This window comes from Reyranella sp. (assembly GCF_036558665.1).
Lineage (GTDB): Bacteria > Pseudomonadota > Alphaproteobacteria > Reyranellales > Reyranellaceae > Reyranella.
This window is the reverse complement of sequence record NZ_DATBFE010000073.1, coordinates 148,974-164,930: the sequence shown is the minus strand read 5'-3', so window position 1 is coordinate 164,930 and position 15,957 is coordinate 148,974. Positions and strand designations below refer to the sequence as shown.

General features: G+C 63.9%; 18 protein-coding genes. 6 read left to right on the top strand and 12 right to left on the bottom strand.

Annotated elements, in window-relative coordinates; all coding sequences use genetic code 11:
- Positions 1 to 41: 41 nt before the first annotated feature.
- Positions 42 to 806, top strand: coding sequence for a class III extradiol ring-cleavage dioxygenase (locus tag VH499_RS12580; RefSeq protein ID WP_332053081.1), 765 nt, complete (start codon positions 42 to 44; stop codon positions 804 to 806).
- A gap of 18 nt (positions 807 to 824) precedes the next feature.
- Here VH499_RS12580 and grxD read toward each other — a convergent pair whose 3' ends face one another.
- The 6 genes from grxD to purC all read right to left on the bottom strand — a co-directional run bounded on the left by grxD (position 825) and on the right by purC (position 5,441).
- Positions 825 to 1,166 carry a Grx4 family monothiol glutaredoxin gene (gene grxD, locus VH499_RS12575; RefSeq protein ID WP_332053080.1) on the bottom strand — a complete coding sequence of 114 codons (342 nt, stop codon included), beginning with the start codon at positions 1,164 to 1,166 and terminating at the stop codon, positions 825 to 827.
- Positions 1,167 to 1,231: 65 nt separating this feature from the next.
- Positions 1,232 to 1,468: a BolA family transcriptional regulator gene (locus tag VH499_RS12570; protein ID WP_332053079.1), complete on the bottom strand. Its 237-nt coding sequence runs from the start codon at positions 1,466 to 1,468 to the stop codon at positions 1,232 to 1,234.
- 17 nt (positions 1,469 to 1,485) lie between these two features.
- Positions 1,486 to 3,726 (bottom strand): phosphoribosylformylglycinamidine synthase subunit PurL, encoded by a 2,241-nt coding sequence (gene purL, locus VH499_RS12565; RefSeq protein ID WP_332053078.1) that lies wholly within the window; start codon positions 3,724 to 3,726, stop codon positions 1,486 to 1,488.
- A 10-nt stretch (positions 3,727 to 3,736) separates the two neighbouring features.
- On the bottom strand, positions 3,737 to 4,426 hold the full coding sequence (purQ, locus tag VH499_RS12560) for a phosphoribosylformylglycinamidine synthase subunit PurQ (protein WP_332053077.1): 690 nt from the start codon (positions 4,424 to 4,426) through the stop codon (positions 3,737 to 3,739).
- Positions 4,426 to 4,668 (bottom strand): phosphoribosylformylglycinamidine synthase subunit PurS, encoded by a 243-nt coding sequence (gene purS, locus VH499_RS12555; RefSeq protein ID WP_332053076.1) that lies wholly within the window; start codon positions 4,666 to 4,668, stop codon positions 4,426 to 4,428. Before purS ends, purQ begins: the two co-directional genes overlap by 1 nt.
- 8 nt (positions 4,669 to 4,676) lie before the next feature.
- Complete coding sequence (purC, locus tag VH499_RS12550) at positions 4,677 to 5,441, bottom strand: phosphoribosylaminoimidazolesuccinocarboxamide synthase (RefSeq protein WP_332053075.1); 765 nt, start codon at positions 5,439 to 5,441, stop codon at positions 4,677 to 4,679.
- Positions 5,442 to 5,580: 139 nt separating this feature from the next.
- Between purC and VH499_RS12545 the strand changes: the two genes are divergently transcribed.
- A complete protein-coding gene (locus VH499_RS12545) occupies positions 5,581 to 6,696 on the top strand; it encodes a ferritin-like domain-containing protein (RefSeq protein WP_332053074.1) in 1,116 nt (371 codons plus the stop codon).
- Positions 6,697 to 6,699: 3 nt separating this feature from the next.
- Here VH499_RS12545 and VH499_RS12540 read toward each other — a convergent pair whose 3' ends face one another.
- The gene (locus VH499_RS12540) at positions 6,700 to 7,404 is read right to left on the bottom strand and encodes a class I SAM-dependent methyltransferase (RefSeq protein ID WP_332053073.1); all 705 of its coding nucleotides are present in this window, start codon (positions 7,402 to 7,404) and stop codon (positions 6,700 to 6,702) included.
- 13 nt (positions 7,405 to 7,417) lie between these two features.
- Entirely contained in the window at positions 7,418 to 8,455 is a 1,038-nt protein-coding gene (locus VH499_RS12535; protein WP_332053072.1) for a glycosyltransferase family 2 protein, read from the bottom strand.
- 370 nt (positions 8,456 to 8,825) lie between these two features.
- On the opposite strand from VH499_RS12535, the gene VH499_RS12530 reads away from it, so the two are divergent.
- Positions 8,826 to 10,526: a hypothetical protein gene (locus VH499_RS12530; RefSeq protein ID WP_332053071.1), complete on the top strand. Its 1,701-nt coding sequence runs from the start codon at positions 8,826 to 8,828 to the stop codon at positions 10,524 to 10,526.
- Between the two features lie 45 nt (positions 10,527 to 10,571).
- Here VH499_RS12530 and VH499_RS12525 read toward each other — a convergent pair whose 3' ends face one another.
- Positions 10,572 to 11,075, bottom strand: coding sequence for a hypothetical protein (locus tag VH499_RS12525; protein ID WP_332053070.1), 504 nt, complete (start codon positions 11,073 to 11,075; stop codon positions 10,572 to 10,574).
- Positions 11,076 to 11,107: 32 nt separating this feature from the next.
- A complete protein-coding gene (locus tag VH499_RS12520) occupies positions 11,108 to 11,956 on the bottom strand; it encodes an FAS1-like dehydratase domain-containing protein (RefSeq protein WP_332053069.1) in 849 nt (282 codons plus the stop codon).
- 109 nt (positions 11,957 to 12,065) lie between these two features.
- On the opposite strand from VH499_RS12520, the gene VH499_RS12515 reads away from it, so the two are divergent.
- Positions 12,066 to 12,395: a DUF1476 domain-containing protein gene (locus VH499_RS12515; RefSeq protein ID WP_332053068.1), complete on the top strand. Its 330-nt coding sequence runs from the start codon at positions 12,066 to 12,068 to the stop codon at positions 12,393 to 12,395.
- 37 nt (positions 12,396 to 12,432) lie between these two features.
- Here VH499_RS12515 and purB read toward each other — a convergent pair whose 3' ends face one another.
- Entirely contained in the window at positions 12,433 to 13,758 is a 1,326-nt protein-coding gene (gene purB / locus VH499_RS12510) for an adenylosuccinate lyase (RefSeq protein ID WP_332053067.1), read from the bottom strand.
- A 53-nt stretch (positions 13,759 to 13,811) separates the two neighbouring features.
- On the opposite strand from purB, the gene VH499_RS12505 reads away from it, so the two are divergent.
- Together VH499_RS12505 and VH499_RS12500 are read left to right on the top strand one after the other, a co-directional pair.
- Positions 13,812 to 14,621: an HAD-IIB family hydrolase gene (locus VH499_RS12505; protein WP_332053066.1), complete on the top strand. Its 810-nt coding sequence runs from the start codon at positions 13,812 to 13,814 to the stop codon at positions 14,619 to 14,621.
- A 26-nt stretch (positions 14,622 to 14,647) separates the two neighbouring features.
- Positions 14,648 to 15,277 (top strand): MarC family protein, encoded by a 630-nt coding sequence (locus VH499_RS12500; RefSeq protein WP_332053065.1) that lies wholly within the window; start codon positions 14,648 to 14,650, stop codon positions 15,275 to 15,277.
- A gap of 7 nt (positions 15,278 to 15,284) precedes the next feature.
- Here VH499_RS12500 and VH499_RS12495 read toward each other — a convergent pair whose 3' ends face one another.
- The gene (locus tag VH499_RS12495) at positions 15,285 to 15,908 is read right to left on the bottom strand and encodes a LamG domain-containing protein (RefSeq protein WP_332053064.1); all 624 of its coding nucleotides are present in this window, start codon (positions 15,906 to 15,908) and stop codon (positions 15,285 to 15,287) included.
- Positions 15,909 to 15,957 lie beyond the last annotated feature (49 nt).

Sequence of the window (15,957 nt, the reverse complement as noted above, 5' to 3'; positions counted from 1 at the left end):
TCTCTTTGTTGAACTTCATATGTTGTGCGAGGATTGATTCAATGTCGATGCCTGCCGTCTTCGTGTCGCATGGATCGCCCATGCTTATCCTGCAGGACCTGCCGGCGCGGTCCTTCCTCGCCACACTCGGCAGCCTCCTGCCGCGGCCGACGGCGATCGTCGCGGTGTCGGCACATTGGAACACCGAGCGGCCGACCGTTTCGACCGCGGCGCGACCCCAGACAATCCACGATTTCTACGGCTTTCCCGACGCACTGTATCGGCTGCGCTACGACGCCTCGGGTGCGCCGGAACTCGCCAATCGCGTCGCCGAGCTCGTCGGGGCGGAGCGCGATCCGGCCTACGGTCTCGATCATGGCGCCTGGGTGCCGGCAATGCTCGGCTGGCCGAAGGGAGACGTCCCGATCTTCCAGCTTTCGGTGCAGCCTTACCGTTCTCCGGCCGATCATATCGAGCTCGGCCGCCGGCTCGCACCGTTGCGCGAGGAGGGCGTGCTGGTGCTGGGCAGCGGCAGCGCCACGCACAATCTCAGGCGGCTGCGGCGCGGCGACAACGACGCGGCGCCCGAACCTTGGGCCCGGCAATTCGACGACTGGCTGTCGGAAGCGGTCGAAAAGGGCGACGAGGCGGCGCTCGCCAACTATCGCGCCGACGCCCCTTCTGCTCGTGAGGCCCATCCGACGGACGAGCACTTCCTGCCGCTCCATGTCGCGTTCGGTGCCGCTGGTCCAGGCGCGCGCGGCAAGGCGCTGCACCGCAGCTTCACAAGCGGGAATTTGTCGATGGCGTCCTACGCTTTTGCCTAGGGCGGGAGTAGGCGGCTGCTATGCGGCGCTGGCCAGGGCCACGCCCTTTTCCTTGAGGAGCTGCTCCAGCTCGCCCGTTTCGAACATCTCGCGCACGATGTCGCAGCCGCCCACGAACTCGCCCTTCACATACAGTTGGGGAATGGTCGGCCACTGACTGAACTCCTTGATGCCCTGGCGCAGCTCCTGATCGGTCAGGATGTTCACGCTGTGAAACCTGACCCCGAGCTGGCTCAGCACATCGACCACAGCCGCCGAGAAACCGCATTGCGGGAAAACCGGCGTGCCCTTCATGAAGAGCATCACGTCGCCCTTGGCAATCTCGTCACGGATGCGGCCGAAGACCTCGGGTTCGCTCATATCGTTCTCCTGGGGCCCCTCGTGGGTGCGGGAAAGGGTGCGAATTCCCCGAGAATATAGGACGCTCAGGGACGTTGCGCCATGGTGGTCAACTTGAGCGCATGAAGGACGCCACCCATCCGTCCACCCAACGCGCCATAGACCATCTGGTGCTGCTGGACCTTGGATTTGCCGGTAAAGGCGGCGGAAACGACGGTGGCGGCATAGTGGTCGCCGTCGCCCGCGAGATCCTCGATTTCGACTTCAGCATCGGGAATGCCCTGCTTGATCAGGCGGACAATCTCGTCGGCAGCCATAGGCATTGATCGTTTTTCCTGCGTTATTCGGCCGCGTTCATGTAGGTCGGCAGCCACGCCTCGTGAGCGGCCTTTATGTCGCTGAGCTCGACCGATAGGAAGCCCTTCACCGCAAGCGACTCGCCCCCCGAGTAGCCCAGCACAAGGGCCGGCACGCCGGCCGCACCGGCCGCGTGCAGGACCTGGTCCGGCGTTCCTGTCGCGACGAGATAGCGGGCCTGATCCTCGCCATACAAAAATGCGTGCGACGGAACGTCGGTCGGCGGCAGCGCGATTTCCGCGCCCGTACCGCCCGCCATGCACATCTCGGCCAGCGCCACCAGGAGGCCACCGTCGCTGAGATCGTGGCACGCGGCGACATTGCGAGCGTCGATCTGGGAGCGCACGAAATCTCCGTTGCGCCGTTCGGCCGCCAGATCGACCGGCGGAGGAGCGCCTTCCTCGCGCCCGCAGGCCTCGCGCAGATAGAGCGACTGGCCAAGCCAGCCCTTGGTTTCGCCGATCAGAATCACCGCGAGGCCGCCTTGCATCAGCCGCGAGCCTACTGCCTTGGCGATGTCCTGGATGACGCCGACCGCACCGATGGTCGGGGTCGGCAGGATCGACTGACCCTCGGTCTCGTTGTACAGCGAGACGTTACCGGACACGACCGGGAAGTCGAGCGCGTTGCAGGCCTCTGCCATGCCCATGATGGCGCCGGCGAACTGGCCCATGATCTCGGGCTTCTGCGGATTGCCGAAATTCATGTTGTCGGTCACGGCGAGAGGCATGGCCCCTGTGGCGGTGATGTTGCGCCACGCCTCGGCCACGGCCTGGCGTCCGCCGGTTTCCGGATGCGCCTGCACGTACCGTGGCGTGCAATCGGAGGTCATGGCCAACCCCTTGTACCCGCCATGCACGCGCACCATGGCGGCATCGCCGTCCTGCGGACGGATGGCGGTGTTCCCCATGATCAGATGGTCGTATTGGTGCCAGATCCATGCCTTGCTGGCGAGGTCGGGGCAGCTCATCAACGCGATAAGCGAGGCGTTCCAGTCTTCGGGCGACGGCACCTGCGAGGCCTCGAGCACGGCGGGCAAGGGCGTCAGGGTCCACGGCCGCTCGTAGACCGGTGCCTCGGTGACCAGCGGCGGGATCGGGATGTTGGCCACGACATCGCCACCCCAGGTCAGCACCATGCGCTCTGTATCGGTCAGCCGGCCGATGATGGCGAAGTCGAGCTCCCACTTCTCGAAGATCGTCCGGGCGAGCTCTTCGCGGCCGGGCTTGAGCACGATCAGCATGCGCTCCTGGCTCTCGGACAGCATGAGCTCATAGGGATTCATGCCCTGCTCGCGCATGGGCACCTTGTCGAGCTCCACGATCACCCCCAGTCCGCCCTTGGCCGCCATCTCGAAGGACGAGGAAGTGAGGCCGGCTGCACCCATGTCCTGGATAGCGACGATGGCATCGGTCGCCATCAGCTCCAGGCAGGCCTCGAGCAGCAGCTTCTCGACGAACGGATCGCCCACCTGCACGGTCGGCCGCTTCTCCTCGCTGTCCTCGCGGAATTCGGTCGAGGCCATGGTGGCGCCGTGGATGCCGTCGCGCCCGGTCTTGGAGCCGACATAGACCAGCGGATTGCCGACGCCGGCAGCAGCCGCATAGAAGATGCGATCCGTGGGCGCGATCCCCACGGTCATGGCATTGACGAGGATGTTGCCGTTGTACGCGGCGTGGAAGTTGGTTTCGCCGCCCACTGTCGGGATGCCCATGCAGTTGCCGTAGCCGCCGATGCCCGCCACCACGCCCGAGACGAGATGCCGCGTCCTGGGGTGGGAAGGATCGCCGAACCGCAGCGCATTGAGGTTGGCCACCGGCCGCGCGCCCATGGTGAAGACGTCGCGCAGGATGCCGCCAACGCCGGTCGCGGCGCCCTGATAAGGCTCGATGTAGGAGGGATGGTTGTGGCTCTCCATCTTGAAGATGGCGGCCTGGCCGTCGCCGATATCGATCACGCCGGCATTCTCGCCCGGGCCCTGGATCACCCAAGGCGCCTTGGTCGGCAGCCTCTTCAGCCACACTTTCGAAGATTTGTAGGAGCAATGTTCGCTCCACATGGCCGAGAAGATGCCGAGTTCCACCAGGGTCGGCATGCGGCCCATGATCTTCAGCAGGCGCGCATACTCGTCCGGCGCCAGTCCGTGCTCGGCGACGATCTGCGGCGTGATTTCGGGCTCGTTGGGAAGCTTGACCGGCGGATTCCTTTCAGCGGCGATCGTCACGACGACTTACTCACGAGAGAGCCTCGACGATGCCTTCGAACAGGGCTTTGCCGTCGGTGCCGCCGAATGCCGGTTCGACCGCGTTCTCCGGATGCGGCATCAGGCCGAGCACGGTCTTGGTCTCGTTGAACACGCCGGCGATGTCGCGGATCGAGCCGTTGGGATTGCCCGTACCGTCGACGGCGCCGTCGGGGGTGCAGTAGCGAAAGGCGACCTGGCCGCGCTCTTCGAGCCTCTTCAACGTCTCGGCATCGGCGAAATAGTTGCCCTCGGCGTGAGCCACCGGGACCTTGATCACCTGGCCTGCCTGGTAGCGGTTCGTGAACAGGCTCTGACTGGTCTCGACCTTGAGATGGACGTCCGAGCAAACGAACTTCAGGTTCTCGTTGCGCATCAGTACGCCCGGCAACAGGCCCGCTTCGGCCGCGATTTGGAAGCCGTTGCAGATGGCCAGGACCGGCACCCCCTCGGCTGCACGCTTCTTCACCTCGGCCATCACCGGCGACTGGGCCGCCATAGCGCCGCAGCGCAAGTAGTCGCCGTAGGAAAAGCCGCCGGGAATGACGATGAGCTCGGTCTTCTCGAAGTCGCCGTCGCCGTGCCACACCATGGCAGGCTTGCGGCCCGTGACCAGCTCGATCGCCTGCGCCACATCGGCCTCGCGATTGGAGCCGGGAAAGACGAGGACGGAAGCCTTCATCAGCCCACCAGCTCGATCGAGTAGTTCTCGATCACCGTGTTGGCCAGAAGCTTGCGGCACATCTCGTCGAGCCGGGCCCTGGCCTTGGTCCTGTCGGTTTCGACAAGCTCCAGCTCGATGAACTTGCCCTGGCGGACGTCGCCGACCTCGGGGAAGCCCAGACGATTGAGGGAATGTCCGATGGCCTTGCCTTGCGGGTCGAGGACGCCGTTCTTGAGGGTCACATGAACTCTGGCTTTCATCTCGCCTCTTACTGCAACGTTGTCGGGCCGCGTACATCGCCCGGTCCCTGATCGATCAGGATGCCAAGCCGCCGCGCCACTTCCTGGTAGGCTTCCTCGACCCTGCCGAGGTCGCGGCGGAAACGGTCCTTGTCGAGCTTCTCGTTGGTCCGCAGATCCCACAGCCGGCAGGAATCCGGGCTGATCTCGTCGGCCAGCACGATGCGGACCATGTCGTCCTCATATAGGCGACCAAACTCGATCTTGAAGTCGATAAGCTTGATGCCGCATCCCAGGAACAGGCCGAACAGGAAGTCGTTGACCCGCAGCGTAAGTGCCACGATGTCGTCGAGATCCTGTGGCGTCGCCCAGCCGAAGGCCGTGATATGCTCCTCGGTCACCATCGGATCGCCCAGCGTGTCGTTCTTGTAGAAGAACTCCATGATGGAGCGCGGCAGTTGCGTGCCCTCCTCCAGGCCGAACCGCTTGGCAAAGGAGCCGGCCGCGACGTTCCGGACTACGACCTCGAGCGGGATGATCTCGACCTGGCGGATGAGCTGCTCACGCATGTTCAGCCGGCGGATGAAGTGGGTCGGCACCCCGATTTCGCCGAGCTTGGTCATCAGGAATTCTGAAATCCGGTTGTTGATCACCCCCTTGCCGGTGATCGTCCCTTTCTTCTGGTTGTTGAAGGCGGTGGCGTCGTCCTTGAAATACTGAACGATCGTCCCGGGCTCGGGCCCCTCGAACAAGGTCTTGGCCTTGCCCTCGTAGATGCGGCGGCGGCGGGACATTTCTCACTCCTGTGCGGGCGGCCGGGGCCACCCACCCTTCGGCCAGAATATGGCGGAAACCCCATGCGCCGGGACTGGGGAAAAATCCATTGAAAAAGGTGACGCGATCGTCATATTCGCTCTCTCGGGAGGCCCTCAAATGGCCCAGCAAATCACCTACGACAAGGCCTACGATGCCGTCGCGCCGGGCGACTTTGCGGCGATGCTGGAAGTGCCGCGCTATGGGCGGCGCAGTGACGCCTTCGACAGCATCATCTCCGCGACCCACGACCATTTCTGGGACCCGCTCGACAAGAATTATATCGATTTCGACCAGCCGTTCGACATGACGGCTGCGCCGATCATGCCGCTCGACAACATCATCGAGCTTAGGAGTGCGGTCGCCGACCGGCTCGACGAACGCCAGAAGATCCAGCTCGCCAACGACGTAACCCACTGGTCGGTCTCGAACCTGCTGCACGGCGAGCAGGGCGCCTTGTCACTGTCGGCAAGCCTCTGTCATGTGCTGCTCGATCCCGGCGCGCAGGAATACGCCGCCAACCAGGCGCGTGAGGAGGCGCGCCATGTGGCGGGCTTCAGCCGGTACATCGCCAGGCGCTGGGGTGAGCCGCTGCCGGTGGGCAAGACCATCGCCACGGTGCTGGCCGACCTCGTCAGCACCGGCGAGGTCTACAAGAAGATCGTTGGAATGCAGATGCTGATCGAGGGCCTCGCCATGGGCTCGTTCGCGACGCTCAACGCGAGGACCAACGATCCGGTCCTGCGACGGCTCGTGCAGCTCGTGATGAGTGATGAGGCGTTCCATCATCGTTTCGGGCGTCTGTGGGCCGCCAAGACCATCCGGCATTTGAGCGAGGAAGAGCATCGCAAGGTCGAGGACTGGTCCGCGCAGCTTTTCCAGATGCTGCTGTTCAACCTCATCAATGCCGAGCAGAAGCATGTCATCTACGCCAAGTACGGCCTCGACTGGCAATGGGTGCGCGACGCGGTCAAGGAGACGTTCAGCGACGACGACCGCCGCGACCAGCTCAAGGACAGCACCAACATCTTCCGCGTTCTGATCAAGACGCTGCTCCACGCCGGGATCATCACGCAGCGTACCGCGCCGCTCTACGCGGTCTGGGTCGACATGAAGGAACTGGAGGCGGAAGGCGAGGGTATCCCGGGCGACGTCGTGGCCGAGGAAATGCTTGTCGTACTGCGCGAAATCAACGCCAAGCGGCGGCGGATCAGCAGCAAGGAACTGGCGGCGTAGGTTTTAAGGCTTTCTCGCCAGCACGAAGGCCGAGAGGCCTGCCAGCCGATTGACCCGAAACAGAGGCAGCTCGGCGGCGCAGATCGCCACGAGGGTGGCATTCGTGGCGGGACCGTGCTTCCTGAGGCTGCTCTTCGGCACCGCTTCGCCACGCGCCGCCAATCGGACCGCCGCTGCCAAGGGAAATACGAAACCGAAGAAGTACGATCCGCGCACGACCTCGAGGCCGGCCTCGCGCATGGTCGCTTCGATCTCGCGCAGCCGATAGCGGCGCTGATGCTCCAGGAAGACGTCGTGGCCGCTCCACAGAAAGCGAAACGCGGGCACGGTGGCGAGAAAATGCGCGCCGCCTGGCACTTTCGCCGCGTAGTGGCGCACCAGGCCGCGGTCGTCCACGACATGCTCCAGCACGTCCATCATCAGCACCAGGTCGCAGTCGGTCATGCCGCAGTCGCGGCGATAACGGACGGGCTTGCCGGCGACGCTGTCGTCGCGGTCGGTCGCATAGCCGATATCGACGCAGAGTGCAGTTTCGGCCGCGCTCCCGGCCAGGAGGTGACGCGAGAAGAAGCCGGAACCCGCCCCGACATCGAGCAGGCGACGCGGCGCCAATCCATCGACCATGCGATGCAGCGCCGCCGCTTTCGAGCGATAGTACCAGTGTCGGCCGATATCGGCGCCGAGGATGTCCTCTTCCTTGAGGTCCATCAGGCCAAAGTCGTCACGCTTGGGGCGGGCGCACGGCGCCCTCTTCGTATACGCCCTCGACGACGTAGATCGGCCGTCCCTTCACCTCCAGGAACAGCCGGCCGAGATATTCGCCGATGATGCCGATCGAGACGAGCTGGATCGCTCCCATCAAGAGCACGACGATGATCAACGACGCATAGCCCGGCGTGTCGATGCCGAGCAGCAGCACACGGCCGATGATGAACAGAGCGTACAGGACAGCGAATGCCGCGATCGCGAGGCCACCGTAGAAGGACGCCCTGAGCGGCACGGTGGAGAAGCTCACGACGCCGTCGAGCGCGAAATTCCACAGGCGCCAGAGGTTGAACTTGCTCGAGCCCGCGACCCGCTGCGGCCGCTCATAAGGCACACCGACCGCATTGAAGCCGACCCAGGCGAACAGGCCCTTCATGAAGCGATTGCGCTCCGGAAGCTGGCGCAACACCTCGATGGCGCGGCGGTCGACCAGGCGGAAGTCCCCGACATTGGCCGGGATGCGCACCGGCGACATGGAATTGAACACCCGGTAGAACCATCCGGCCGAGACACGCTTGGCGGCGGTGTCGCGGGCGCGGGCGGCGCGCACGCCATAGACGATGTCGTAGCCCTCGCGCCAGCGGGCAATGAACGGCTCGATCAGCTCCGGCGGATCCTGAAGGTCGATGTCCATGGGGATCAGCACATTCCCCTTGGCATGGTCGATGCCGGCAGTGAGCGCCGCCTCCTTGCCGAAATTGCGCGACAGGTTGACGACCCGGATGCGTCGGTCACGCATGCTGCAGTCGAGCAAATGGGCCAGCGTGTCGTCGCGCGACCCGTCGTTCACGAAGACGATCTCGAACCGCAGCCGGTCGCGCTCGAGCATAGGCGTTACGGCCTCAAGGAAGATGTCGATGGATTCCTCTTCGTTGAATACCGGCACAACGAGCGACAAGAGCGGATCGTGGGTCCGGCGGCCGCGCTGGTCGGCGAGCTGCCGTTCGAGGGTGCTGCTGCAGTGATGGGAAATGGGAAGGATCGATTCGGGCACGGAGTGCGGGTTTCCTCCAGCATGGTGTGACCCCTACATCCCCCAGCCTTCAGAAGGAATCAAAAGTGGAGGCTCGAATCAACCCCTATTTCACGCAGATCTGTGGCCTGCCGCGTGGGCGTACGCGTCTTCAACCGACGCATTGTCTGAAAAGCAAGCAGCGCGCGGAACCTGTCGTGAGTCCAGGCGTCGGGAGACATTGCAGCGAGTCTGATCGCCGCGATCAGGGCTTTGTCGCTCCAGGTTCGTTGGAAGTTTTGCTGCTCCGTGCCTCAAAATTGTCACCGGAGCACCTCATGCTCGCCAATTGCAGATCCTGCTGCAGATCAAGAAACGGGAAAACGATTCCTGCCGAGGATGCTCCCACACCATGAGGGTATTGCTGAAAGCCAACAATGAGCCGGCGCGCGCGCAGCCTGCGCCCGAAGGCGGTGCAAAGGGGCTGCTGGACGCGTTTGCGGTCGCCGATTCGCCCCTCGTCGCCCTAGTGCTGCTGGCCGGCCTGCCCGTGCTCGCGGCGGCTTGGGCGTTGCTATCGCCCGCCCACGTACTCTCGCGCACGATGACCTGGGATTTGCTGTTCAATCTCGCCGGCGCCTGGAACCTTCACTTTGCGCACATTCCCCACGTCGATTTCCACGAGCCGGTGGGCCAGCTCAACTTTCTGTTGACGGCTGCCGGCTTCCATTTTGTCGGCCCGTCGCCTCGCGCGACGCTCGTCGGGATGACGATCGTCGCGGCCGTGCTGTTCGCCGCCGCCTGCTTTGCAGCATGGCGCCGCTTGCCACTGTTGCCTGCTGCTGTCTTCGTCCTGTTCTGCTCGCTGTTGGTGTTGATGCCGGCCAATGTCGGCGAGGCGCCGAACGCCTATTCCTTCGCGATGTCCTACAACCGGTACTGCTGGAGTACGCTCTGCGTCCTGGCGTTGATTTTGTTCCTGCCGCCCCGCAATGGCCGCAACGGTGATGTTGCCGACATCCTGATCGCCGGTGGGCTGCTGTTGGCGATGTTCTATCTCAAGATCACCTATTTCGTCGTCGGGTTGGCGGCGCTGGCGCCTGCTTTGGCGCTGTGCCCCCATGTGCGTGCCCGGTGGATCGGCTGGACGGTGATGGGTCTCGTCGTCGCGGCCAACGCTGTCGCGCCCTACAACCATGCCTATCTGCTCGACCTGTGGGCCGTCGCGCAGGGCGGCGGCGTTCGCGACAAGCTCAGCCTCCAGCTCATGCAATACTTCACCAATTCAGCAGAGCCCGCGATCTATGTCGCCGGCTTGGCGGTGGCGATCTGGGTATGGTGGCGCGGTTATGCATCTCTGCGGCTCCCCGTCGCCGCCGCCTATCTTATCGGCAGCGGAGCGGCCCTGCTGTCGCAGAATGCGCAGACGGGTGGGATCCCGCCTGCCATGGTGGTCGCCTTCCTGTTGTACGATGCGATCCGCCAACGGTTTGCCGGCGAACGATTCGACGGCGCGATGGTGGCGTTACTGATACTGCTGGCATTTCCAATATCCTACATCGGCACCTCAACCCTCAGTCTTGTTGCGTACCACTACAATGCCGGAAGCGAGAAGGCGGTACGCGTCGTCGATCGCACCAATCTCAAGGGACTTGCAGTCCCGGTCGAAGAAGACGGGCTGCTGGCGGACTTCGCCGCCGGCAATGTCGGCTATCCGCTGCTGAACAGGTCTCGCGCCGTCTATTCACAATTTGAACTCTCGCCTTTCGAGTATGTCGAAACAATTCTCGAGGCCGCGGACCTCCTGACTGGAAGGCGATATCCGCGAGGTGGCGTCGCCGTACTCGACCAGGTCAATCCGCTGCCATTCGTACTGGGCTGGCCGCCGCCGCGGGGAGAGAACCTGTGGCAGGATCCCACGAAGCCGGTGCGGCCGGCCGAGCAGTTCTTTGCCGAGGTCGACTACGTCCTCATCCCGAAATTCTCGACCAAGAGCCCGTCAACGAAAGCGATTACGCGCGCCTACATGCCGTATCTGAACGAGCATTTTCGTAGGGTCGAGGAGAGTCCGAGCTGGTTCCTCCTCAGCCGTGGAAACAGGATCGATCAATAAAAGCGGCCTTGAGACTTGTATAGTACGCGGTCGTCGCATTGCGCGTCAGGTCACGGGCTCGACCGCACCGGAAAGTTCCATGATGCCGAGTTCGACTGCCAGATGGGGCTGCCGTTTTTGTACTTCGGACCGGAATTCGTGCAATGCCTTGACATGCATCTCGGTCTCGAAGGTCCGGTCCGTCTTGATGCGATCGCCATAGGCGACGGCCGCGGCGCCGCAATCGCGATGGGTGATGCCCAGCACTCGCTTGACCTCGTGGAGGTCGACCGTGATCGCCAGATTGTCCCAGAAGGTCTTGTGCCAGTCGGCGAAGACCGGCGCCACGACCCCGATCGGGCCGCCGGCGATATTGAACTGGCTGTAGAGGTTCTGCCAGCCGCGACTCGACATGTAGGCCCACGTGTTGGTCGTGAAGCGCGGGTCGATGCACTTCAGCAGCATCGCTTCATAGCCCTTGTCGAGCGCGCCGGCAGGACCGGCGGTGACGGCAAGAGCTGCTGCGCCGAGGCCCAGTCCCAGCAGACGACGGCGTTGAAACGTTGCCAAGCAATTGCAACCTGCGTGATGAGTCTGCGATTTCATTTGAAAACAGCCTTTCCTTGTTGCGCCAGACCGCCTTTGTCGTTGGCGATCCACGTGGTCACGGAACCATCAGTCTCCTTGCGTGCGCCGACCGTCAGTGGTGTGCCGGCGAATATCGGCGACAACGCGCGAAACTCGAAGCCCGCTGTAACTTTGCCGACGTTCGAACGTCGCGCCAACTCCAGTTGCAGCATGCCCAGAAGCGGCCCGTGCACGATAAGGCCCGGATACCCTTCGGCGCCTGTTACATACGGTTGATCGTAGTGGATGCGATGGCCATTAAAGGTGAGAGCTGAGAAACGAAACAGGAGGACCGGATCGGGGACGATGCGTTTCGACCATGTAGGGTCGGTCGGCGCGGGCTGGGACTCCCGCGGTTTCTCGCCCGGCTTTGCCGCCTGCCGGTAAACGATGTCATGCTCCTCGACGAAGGCATGGCCACGCGATCCGGAGATCGTGTGCCGCACGGTGACGAACACCATGGCACCGGTGGAACCGGTTTTGGACTCGATCGACTTGATTTCGGATTTGCGCGTGGCGTTCTCGCCGATCGAAAGCGCCGGACCGTCGAAGGCAAAGCGGCTGCCCGCCCACATGCGCCGCGGCAAGGGTACCGGCGGCAGGAAGTCGCCGCGCTCGGCGTGCCCGTCGGGGCCGATCGCGGACTGTGGCACGGCTTCGAGAAAGAACAGCCAGTGCCAGAGCGGCGGCAGGGGATCGCCGTTGCGGGGCGATGGATCCTTGTCGTCCAAGGTGGCGGCGAGGGCACGGACCGGCCAGGCGGTGATCTGGTCCTCGACGGTCCGCGCCTTTCCGACCCAATCCCCCAGCTTTTCCAGCGACATCTCTGCTTTTCCTCCGTGTGGCGGGGACTTTGCCATCGTGAGCGCGGGGTGGAAAGGGCCGGCGGCGATGGCTATAAACCGCCGCAACTTGCCTGATGGAGCAGCTGAAATGACGACGTTCGACGAGCGCGAAAAGGCCTTCGAGCACAAGTTCGAGCACGACCTCGAACTGCAGTTCAAGGCCCGGGCACGCAAGAACAAGCTGCTGGGCCTGTGGGCGGCCGAGCAGATGGGCAAGACCGGCGCGGCGGCTGAGGACTACGCGCGCGATCTCGTCATGGCCGACTTCGAGAAGCCGGGCGACCATGACGTCGTGCACACTCTGATGCACGATCTCGCCGCGGCCGGAAAGCCGACCGAGGAGCACACCATCCGACGTCAGGGCGAGCGCCTCCTGGTGGTGGCGATGAAACAGCTCATGACCGAGGTCAAAAGCTGAGCCTTCACCCGACCTTCGGACGTGCTCCTGCGCAGGGCTATCCGAACACGCGCCTGAAGATCGTGTCGACGTGCTTTGTGTGGTAGCCCATGTCGAACAGCGCCACCAATTCGTCGTCCGACAGGAACTCGCGGATGTCCTTGTCGGCCCGGCAGAGCGCCAGGAAGGAGGCGTTGCCTCGCCAAGCCTCCATCGCATTGCGCTGCACGGCAGCATAGGCGGCTTCGCGATTCATGCCCTTTTGCGTGAGCGCCAGCATCACGCGCTGGGAGAAGACGAGGCCGCCCAGGGATCCGAGGTTGGCCTTCATGCGCTCGCCATAGACCACGAGCTGCTCGACCACGCCGGTCAGCCGGCTGAGCGCGAAATCGAGCGTGACGGTCGCGTCCGGGGCGATGTAGCGCTCGACTGACGAGTGCGAAATGTCACGCTCGTGCCAAAGCGCCACATTCTCGAGCGCGGGCACGACGGTGCTGCGCACCATGCGCGAGAGTCCGGTCAGGTTCTCGGTGAGCACCGGGTTGCGCTTGTGCGGCATCGCCGAGCTGCCCTTCTGGCCGGCCGAGAAGAACTCCTCGGCCTCGCGCATCTCGGTGCGCTGGAGGTGGCGGATCTCCGTGGCGAGATTCTCGATCGAGGCGGAGCAGACTGCGAGTGCTGCAAAAAAGGCGGCGTGCCGGTCTCGCGGTATCACCTGGGTCGAGACCGGCTCGATCGCGAGTCCGAGTTTTCGCGCGACATGCTCTTCCACCGCCGGATCGACATTGGCGAAGGTGCCGACGGCGCCCGAGATGGCGCAGGTCGCGATCTCGGTGCGGGCGGCGACGAGACGGGCCCGGTTGCGCTGGAAGGCGGCATGGTGGCCGGCGAGCTTGACGCCGAAGGTCGTCGGCTCCGCATGGATGCCGTGGCTGCGGCCGATGGTCGGCGTGTTCTTGTGCTCGAGCGCACGCTTCTTGAGCGCTTCCAGCAGCCGGTCCACATCCTCGATGAGGATATCCGCCGCCTCCTTGAGCTGCACCGCGAGGCTGGTGTCGAGGACGTCGGACGAGGTCAGGCCCTGATGCACGAATCGTGATTCCGGCCCGATGAAATCGCCAAGCCAGGTGAGGAAGGCGATGACGTCGTGCTTGGTCACCCGCTCGATGGCGTCGATCTTCTCGACACTGCCTGCAGGATCGGCCTTGAGTGCCTCCATGGCCTTCCGGCCGCCGGCCCAGATCGCCTTGGCCGCCTCTTTCGGGATGACGCCCGCCGCCGCCATGGCATCGCAGGCATGGGCCTCGATCTCGAACCAGATGCGGAAGCGATTGGCGGGTGTCCAGATGGCGGCCATCTGGGGCCGGGAATAGCGCGCGATCATGGCCGGGCTTTTAGCGCCGATATGCGGCCGGGGCCATGTTAGAAGTGCCCGATATGACCCCTCTCGCTTCCTGTCCCCGGGACATCCTGGCCGCGATTCGCGGCGTTTTCACCGACATCGACGAAACCCTCTCGACCCATGGACGACTGACCGCCGAAGCCTACCTCGCCATGGAGGCGCTCAAGAAGGCAGGCCTGCTCGTCATCCCCGTAACAGGACGCCCGGCCGGCTGGTGCGACCACATTGCGCGTTTCTGGCCCGTCGACGCTGTTGTCGGCGAAAACGGTGCCTTCTGGATGTGGCACGATACGAAGGCGGGGAAGCTGCGCACGCGTTTCATCCAGTCCGACTCCGAGCGTGCCGATGGCCGCCATCGGCTGGAGGCTGTCCGCAGCGAGGTGTTGCGCTGCATTCCCGGCGCCGGCATCGCCTCCGACCAACCCTATCGCCTCGCCGATCTCGCGATCGATTTCTGCGAGGACGTGCCGGCGCTGCCGCGCTCCGACATCGAGCGCATTGTCGCGATCTTCGAGAAGCATGGCGCGCATGCCAAGGTGAGCTCGATCCACGTCAATGGCTGGTTCGGCAACTATGACAAGCTTACCACCAGCAAGGCGATGATGGCGGAGCTGTTCGGCGTCGATCTCACGCACGAGGCGGGGCGTTACGTGTTTTCCGGCGATTCGCCCAACGATTCGCCGATGTTCGGCTTCTTTCCGAACGCGGTGGGCGTGGCCAACGTATGCGACTTCGCAGAGGCAATGGCCCATTTGCCCCACTGGGTGACGACCGCACGTTCAGGTGCGGGTTTCGTCGAGCTGGCTCGGGCACTGATTGCCGCCCGGAAACAGCATACGCCCTGACGACTCGCGAGCGGGGGACAACGCACGTGCCGACGACATTCGACAACAGGTTCGTCTACGAATTCGTGACGCTTTTCGTCATCCTGGATCCTGTGGCGACAATACCGTTGTTCCTTCTCGTCACTGCAGGGCTCAGCCGCCGGCAATCGCTTGCGGTGGCCGGCTACGCGCTCGTCGTCGCATTCCTGGTGTTGTTGTTCTTCATTGCCGGCGGACAATTCCTGCTCGAGGCGCTGAAGATTCCGATGGCGGCGTTCCAGCTCGCGGGTTCGATCATCCTGCTGCTGTTCGGAATAAACATGGTGTTGGGCAGGATGGCGAAGGACGTAGAAGCCATTCCTTCCGACACCGCCTTGCTGGAACGCGCGATCTTTCCGCTCGCCATTCCGGGTATTGCCGGCGCGGGCGCCATGCTCACCGTCGTTTTGCTCACCGACAACAATTCCCGCACCTTTGCCGAACAGGCGTCGACGACCGGGGTCCTGGCTCTGTGCCTCGTCTGCCTGTTCCTCCTTTTCGCGCTGTCTGGCGTGATATTCCGGCTGGTTGGGCGGGCCGGCATCGAGGTCATCAGTCGAGTGTTCGGCTTGATTCTCGCCAGCATCGCCGTGAATGGCCTGATCGTCGCGATCAAGCTCAGCTTCCTGCTGAAGTGACCGGCCGTCAGGACGGCGGCGCCACCAGCAGCGAACCGAAATGGGTGATGCTGTCGGATTGGCTCCAGACTCCTACCGTGCCCGGAATCTTCAGGCTGCCGTCGTTCGCCGTGAAGAGCGCGGTATCGTCCAGCGAGACCTGGAACTTGTCGCCGACCAGGACGACCCGGAGTTTGTGCCAGCGACCGGTGGCGATGGCGGTCTCCTTCGCAGCGATCTGGGCGCGCCGGCCGCCCTGCATCCGGTAGAGCCGGACGGATCCGTCCAGTGCATTGGCGGCGACCACGTAGTAGTCGGTTGCATTTTGCGCGCGCAGTACGATTCCGGCGCTGCGGGCGGCGGTGCCCGAGACCGGCTTGAAGCGCAAGGTGGCGTCGACGTCGAGCGCCACGGTCTGGCCCGAGATGCAGAGCGGGAAGTGAAGCTCGGTCGTGTCGCCCGCGGTCTCGGCGAGCGCCCAGCCGCCCAATGCCTTCGGATCCGGTACGGCCTTCCAGGCTGGTGGCCGTCCGATGCCGGTCTCGCCTTGTATGCAGGCGATGCGCCCGTCGGAGGTCGTGAGCGGCGCCACGAGCTGGGCGGCGGCCGGCTGCGCCGTCGTCAGGACGACAAGGAAGGCCAACAAACGCATCAGCCGAGCCTATCAGAGCGCGTCCTGCTTGACCGCACCATCGGGACGG

What these genes read in the sequence shown, in the direction of transcription:
- purS (WP_332053076.1), bottom strand. Translation starts at nt 4,668, where the DNA reads ATGAAAGCCAGAGTTCATGTGACCCTCAAGAACGGCGTCCTCGACCCG.
- VH499_RS12580 (WP_332053081.1), top strand. Translation starts at nt 42, where the DNA reads ATGTCGATGCCTGCCGTCTTCGTGTCGCATGGATCGCCCATGCTTATC.
- grxD (WP_332053080.1), bottom strand. Translation starts at nt 1,166, where the DNA reads ATGAGCGAACCCGAGGTCTTCGGCCGCATCCGTGACGAGATTGCCAAG.
- VH499_RS12495 (WP_332053064.1), bottom strand. Translation starts at nt 15,908, where the DNA reads ATGCGTTTGTTGGCCTTCCTTGTCGTCCTGACGACGGCGCAGCCGGCC.
- purQ (WP_332053077.1), bottom strand. Translation starts at nt 4,426, where the DNA reads ATGAAGGCTTCCGTCCTCGTCTTTCCCGGCTCCAATCGCGAGGCCGAT.
- VH499_RS12570 (WP_332053079.1), bottom strand. Translation starts at nt 1,468, where the DNA reads ATGCCTATGGCTGCCGACGAGATTGTCCGCCTGATCAAGCAGGGCATT.
- VH499_RS12515 (WP_332053068.1), top strand. Translation starts at nt 12,066, where the DNA reads ATGACGACGTTCGACGAGCGCGAAAAGGCCTTCGAGCACAAGTTCGAG.
- VH499_RS12505 (WP_332053066.1), top strand. Translation starts at nt 13,812, where the DNA reads ATGACCCCTCTCGCTTCCTGTCCCCGGGACATCCTGGCCGCGATTCGC.
- VH499_RS12520 (WP_332053069.1), bottom strand. Translation starts at nt 11,956, where the DNA reads ATGTCGCTGGAAAAGCTGGGGGATTGGGTCGGAAAGGCGCGGACCGTC.
- VH499_RS12545 (WP_332053074.1), top strand. Translation starts at nt 5,581, where the DNA reads ATGGCCCAGCAAATCACCTACGACAAGGCCTACGATGCCGTCGCGCCG.
- VH499_RS12530 (WP_332053071.1), top strand. Translation starts at nt 8,826, where the DNA reads ATGAGGGTATTGCTGAAAGCCAACAATGAGCCGGCGCGCGCGCAGCCT.
- purC (WP_332053075.1), bottom strand. Translation starts at nt 5,441, where the DNA reads ATGTCCCGCCGCCGCCGCATCTACGAGGGCAAGGCCAAGACCTTGTTC.
- VH499_RS12540 (WP_332053073.1), bottom strand. Translation starts at nt 7,404, where the DNA reads ATGGACCTCAAGGAAGAGGACATCCTCGGCGCCGATATCGGCCGACAC.
- purB (WP_332053067.1), bottom strand. Translation starts at nt 13,758, where the DNA reads ATGATCGCGCGCTATTCCCGGCCCCAGATGGCCGCCATCTGGACACCC.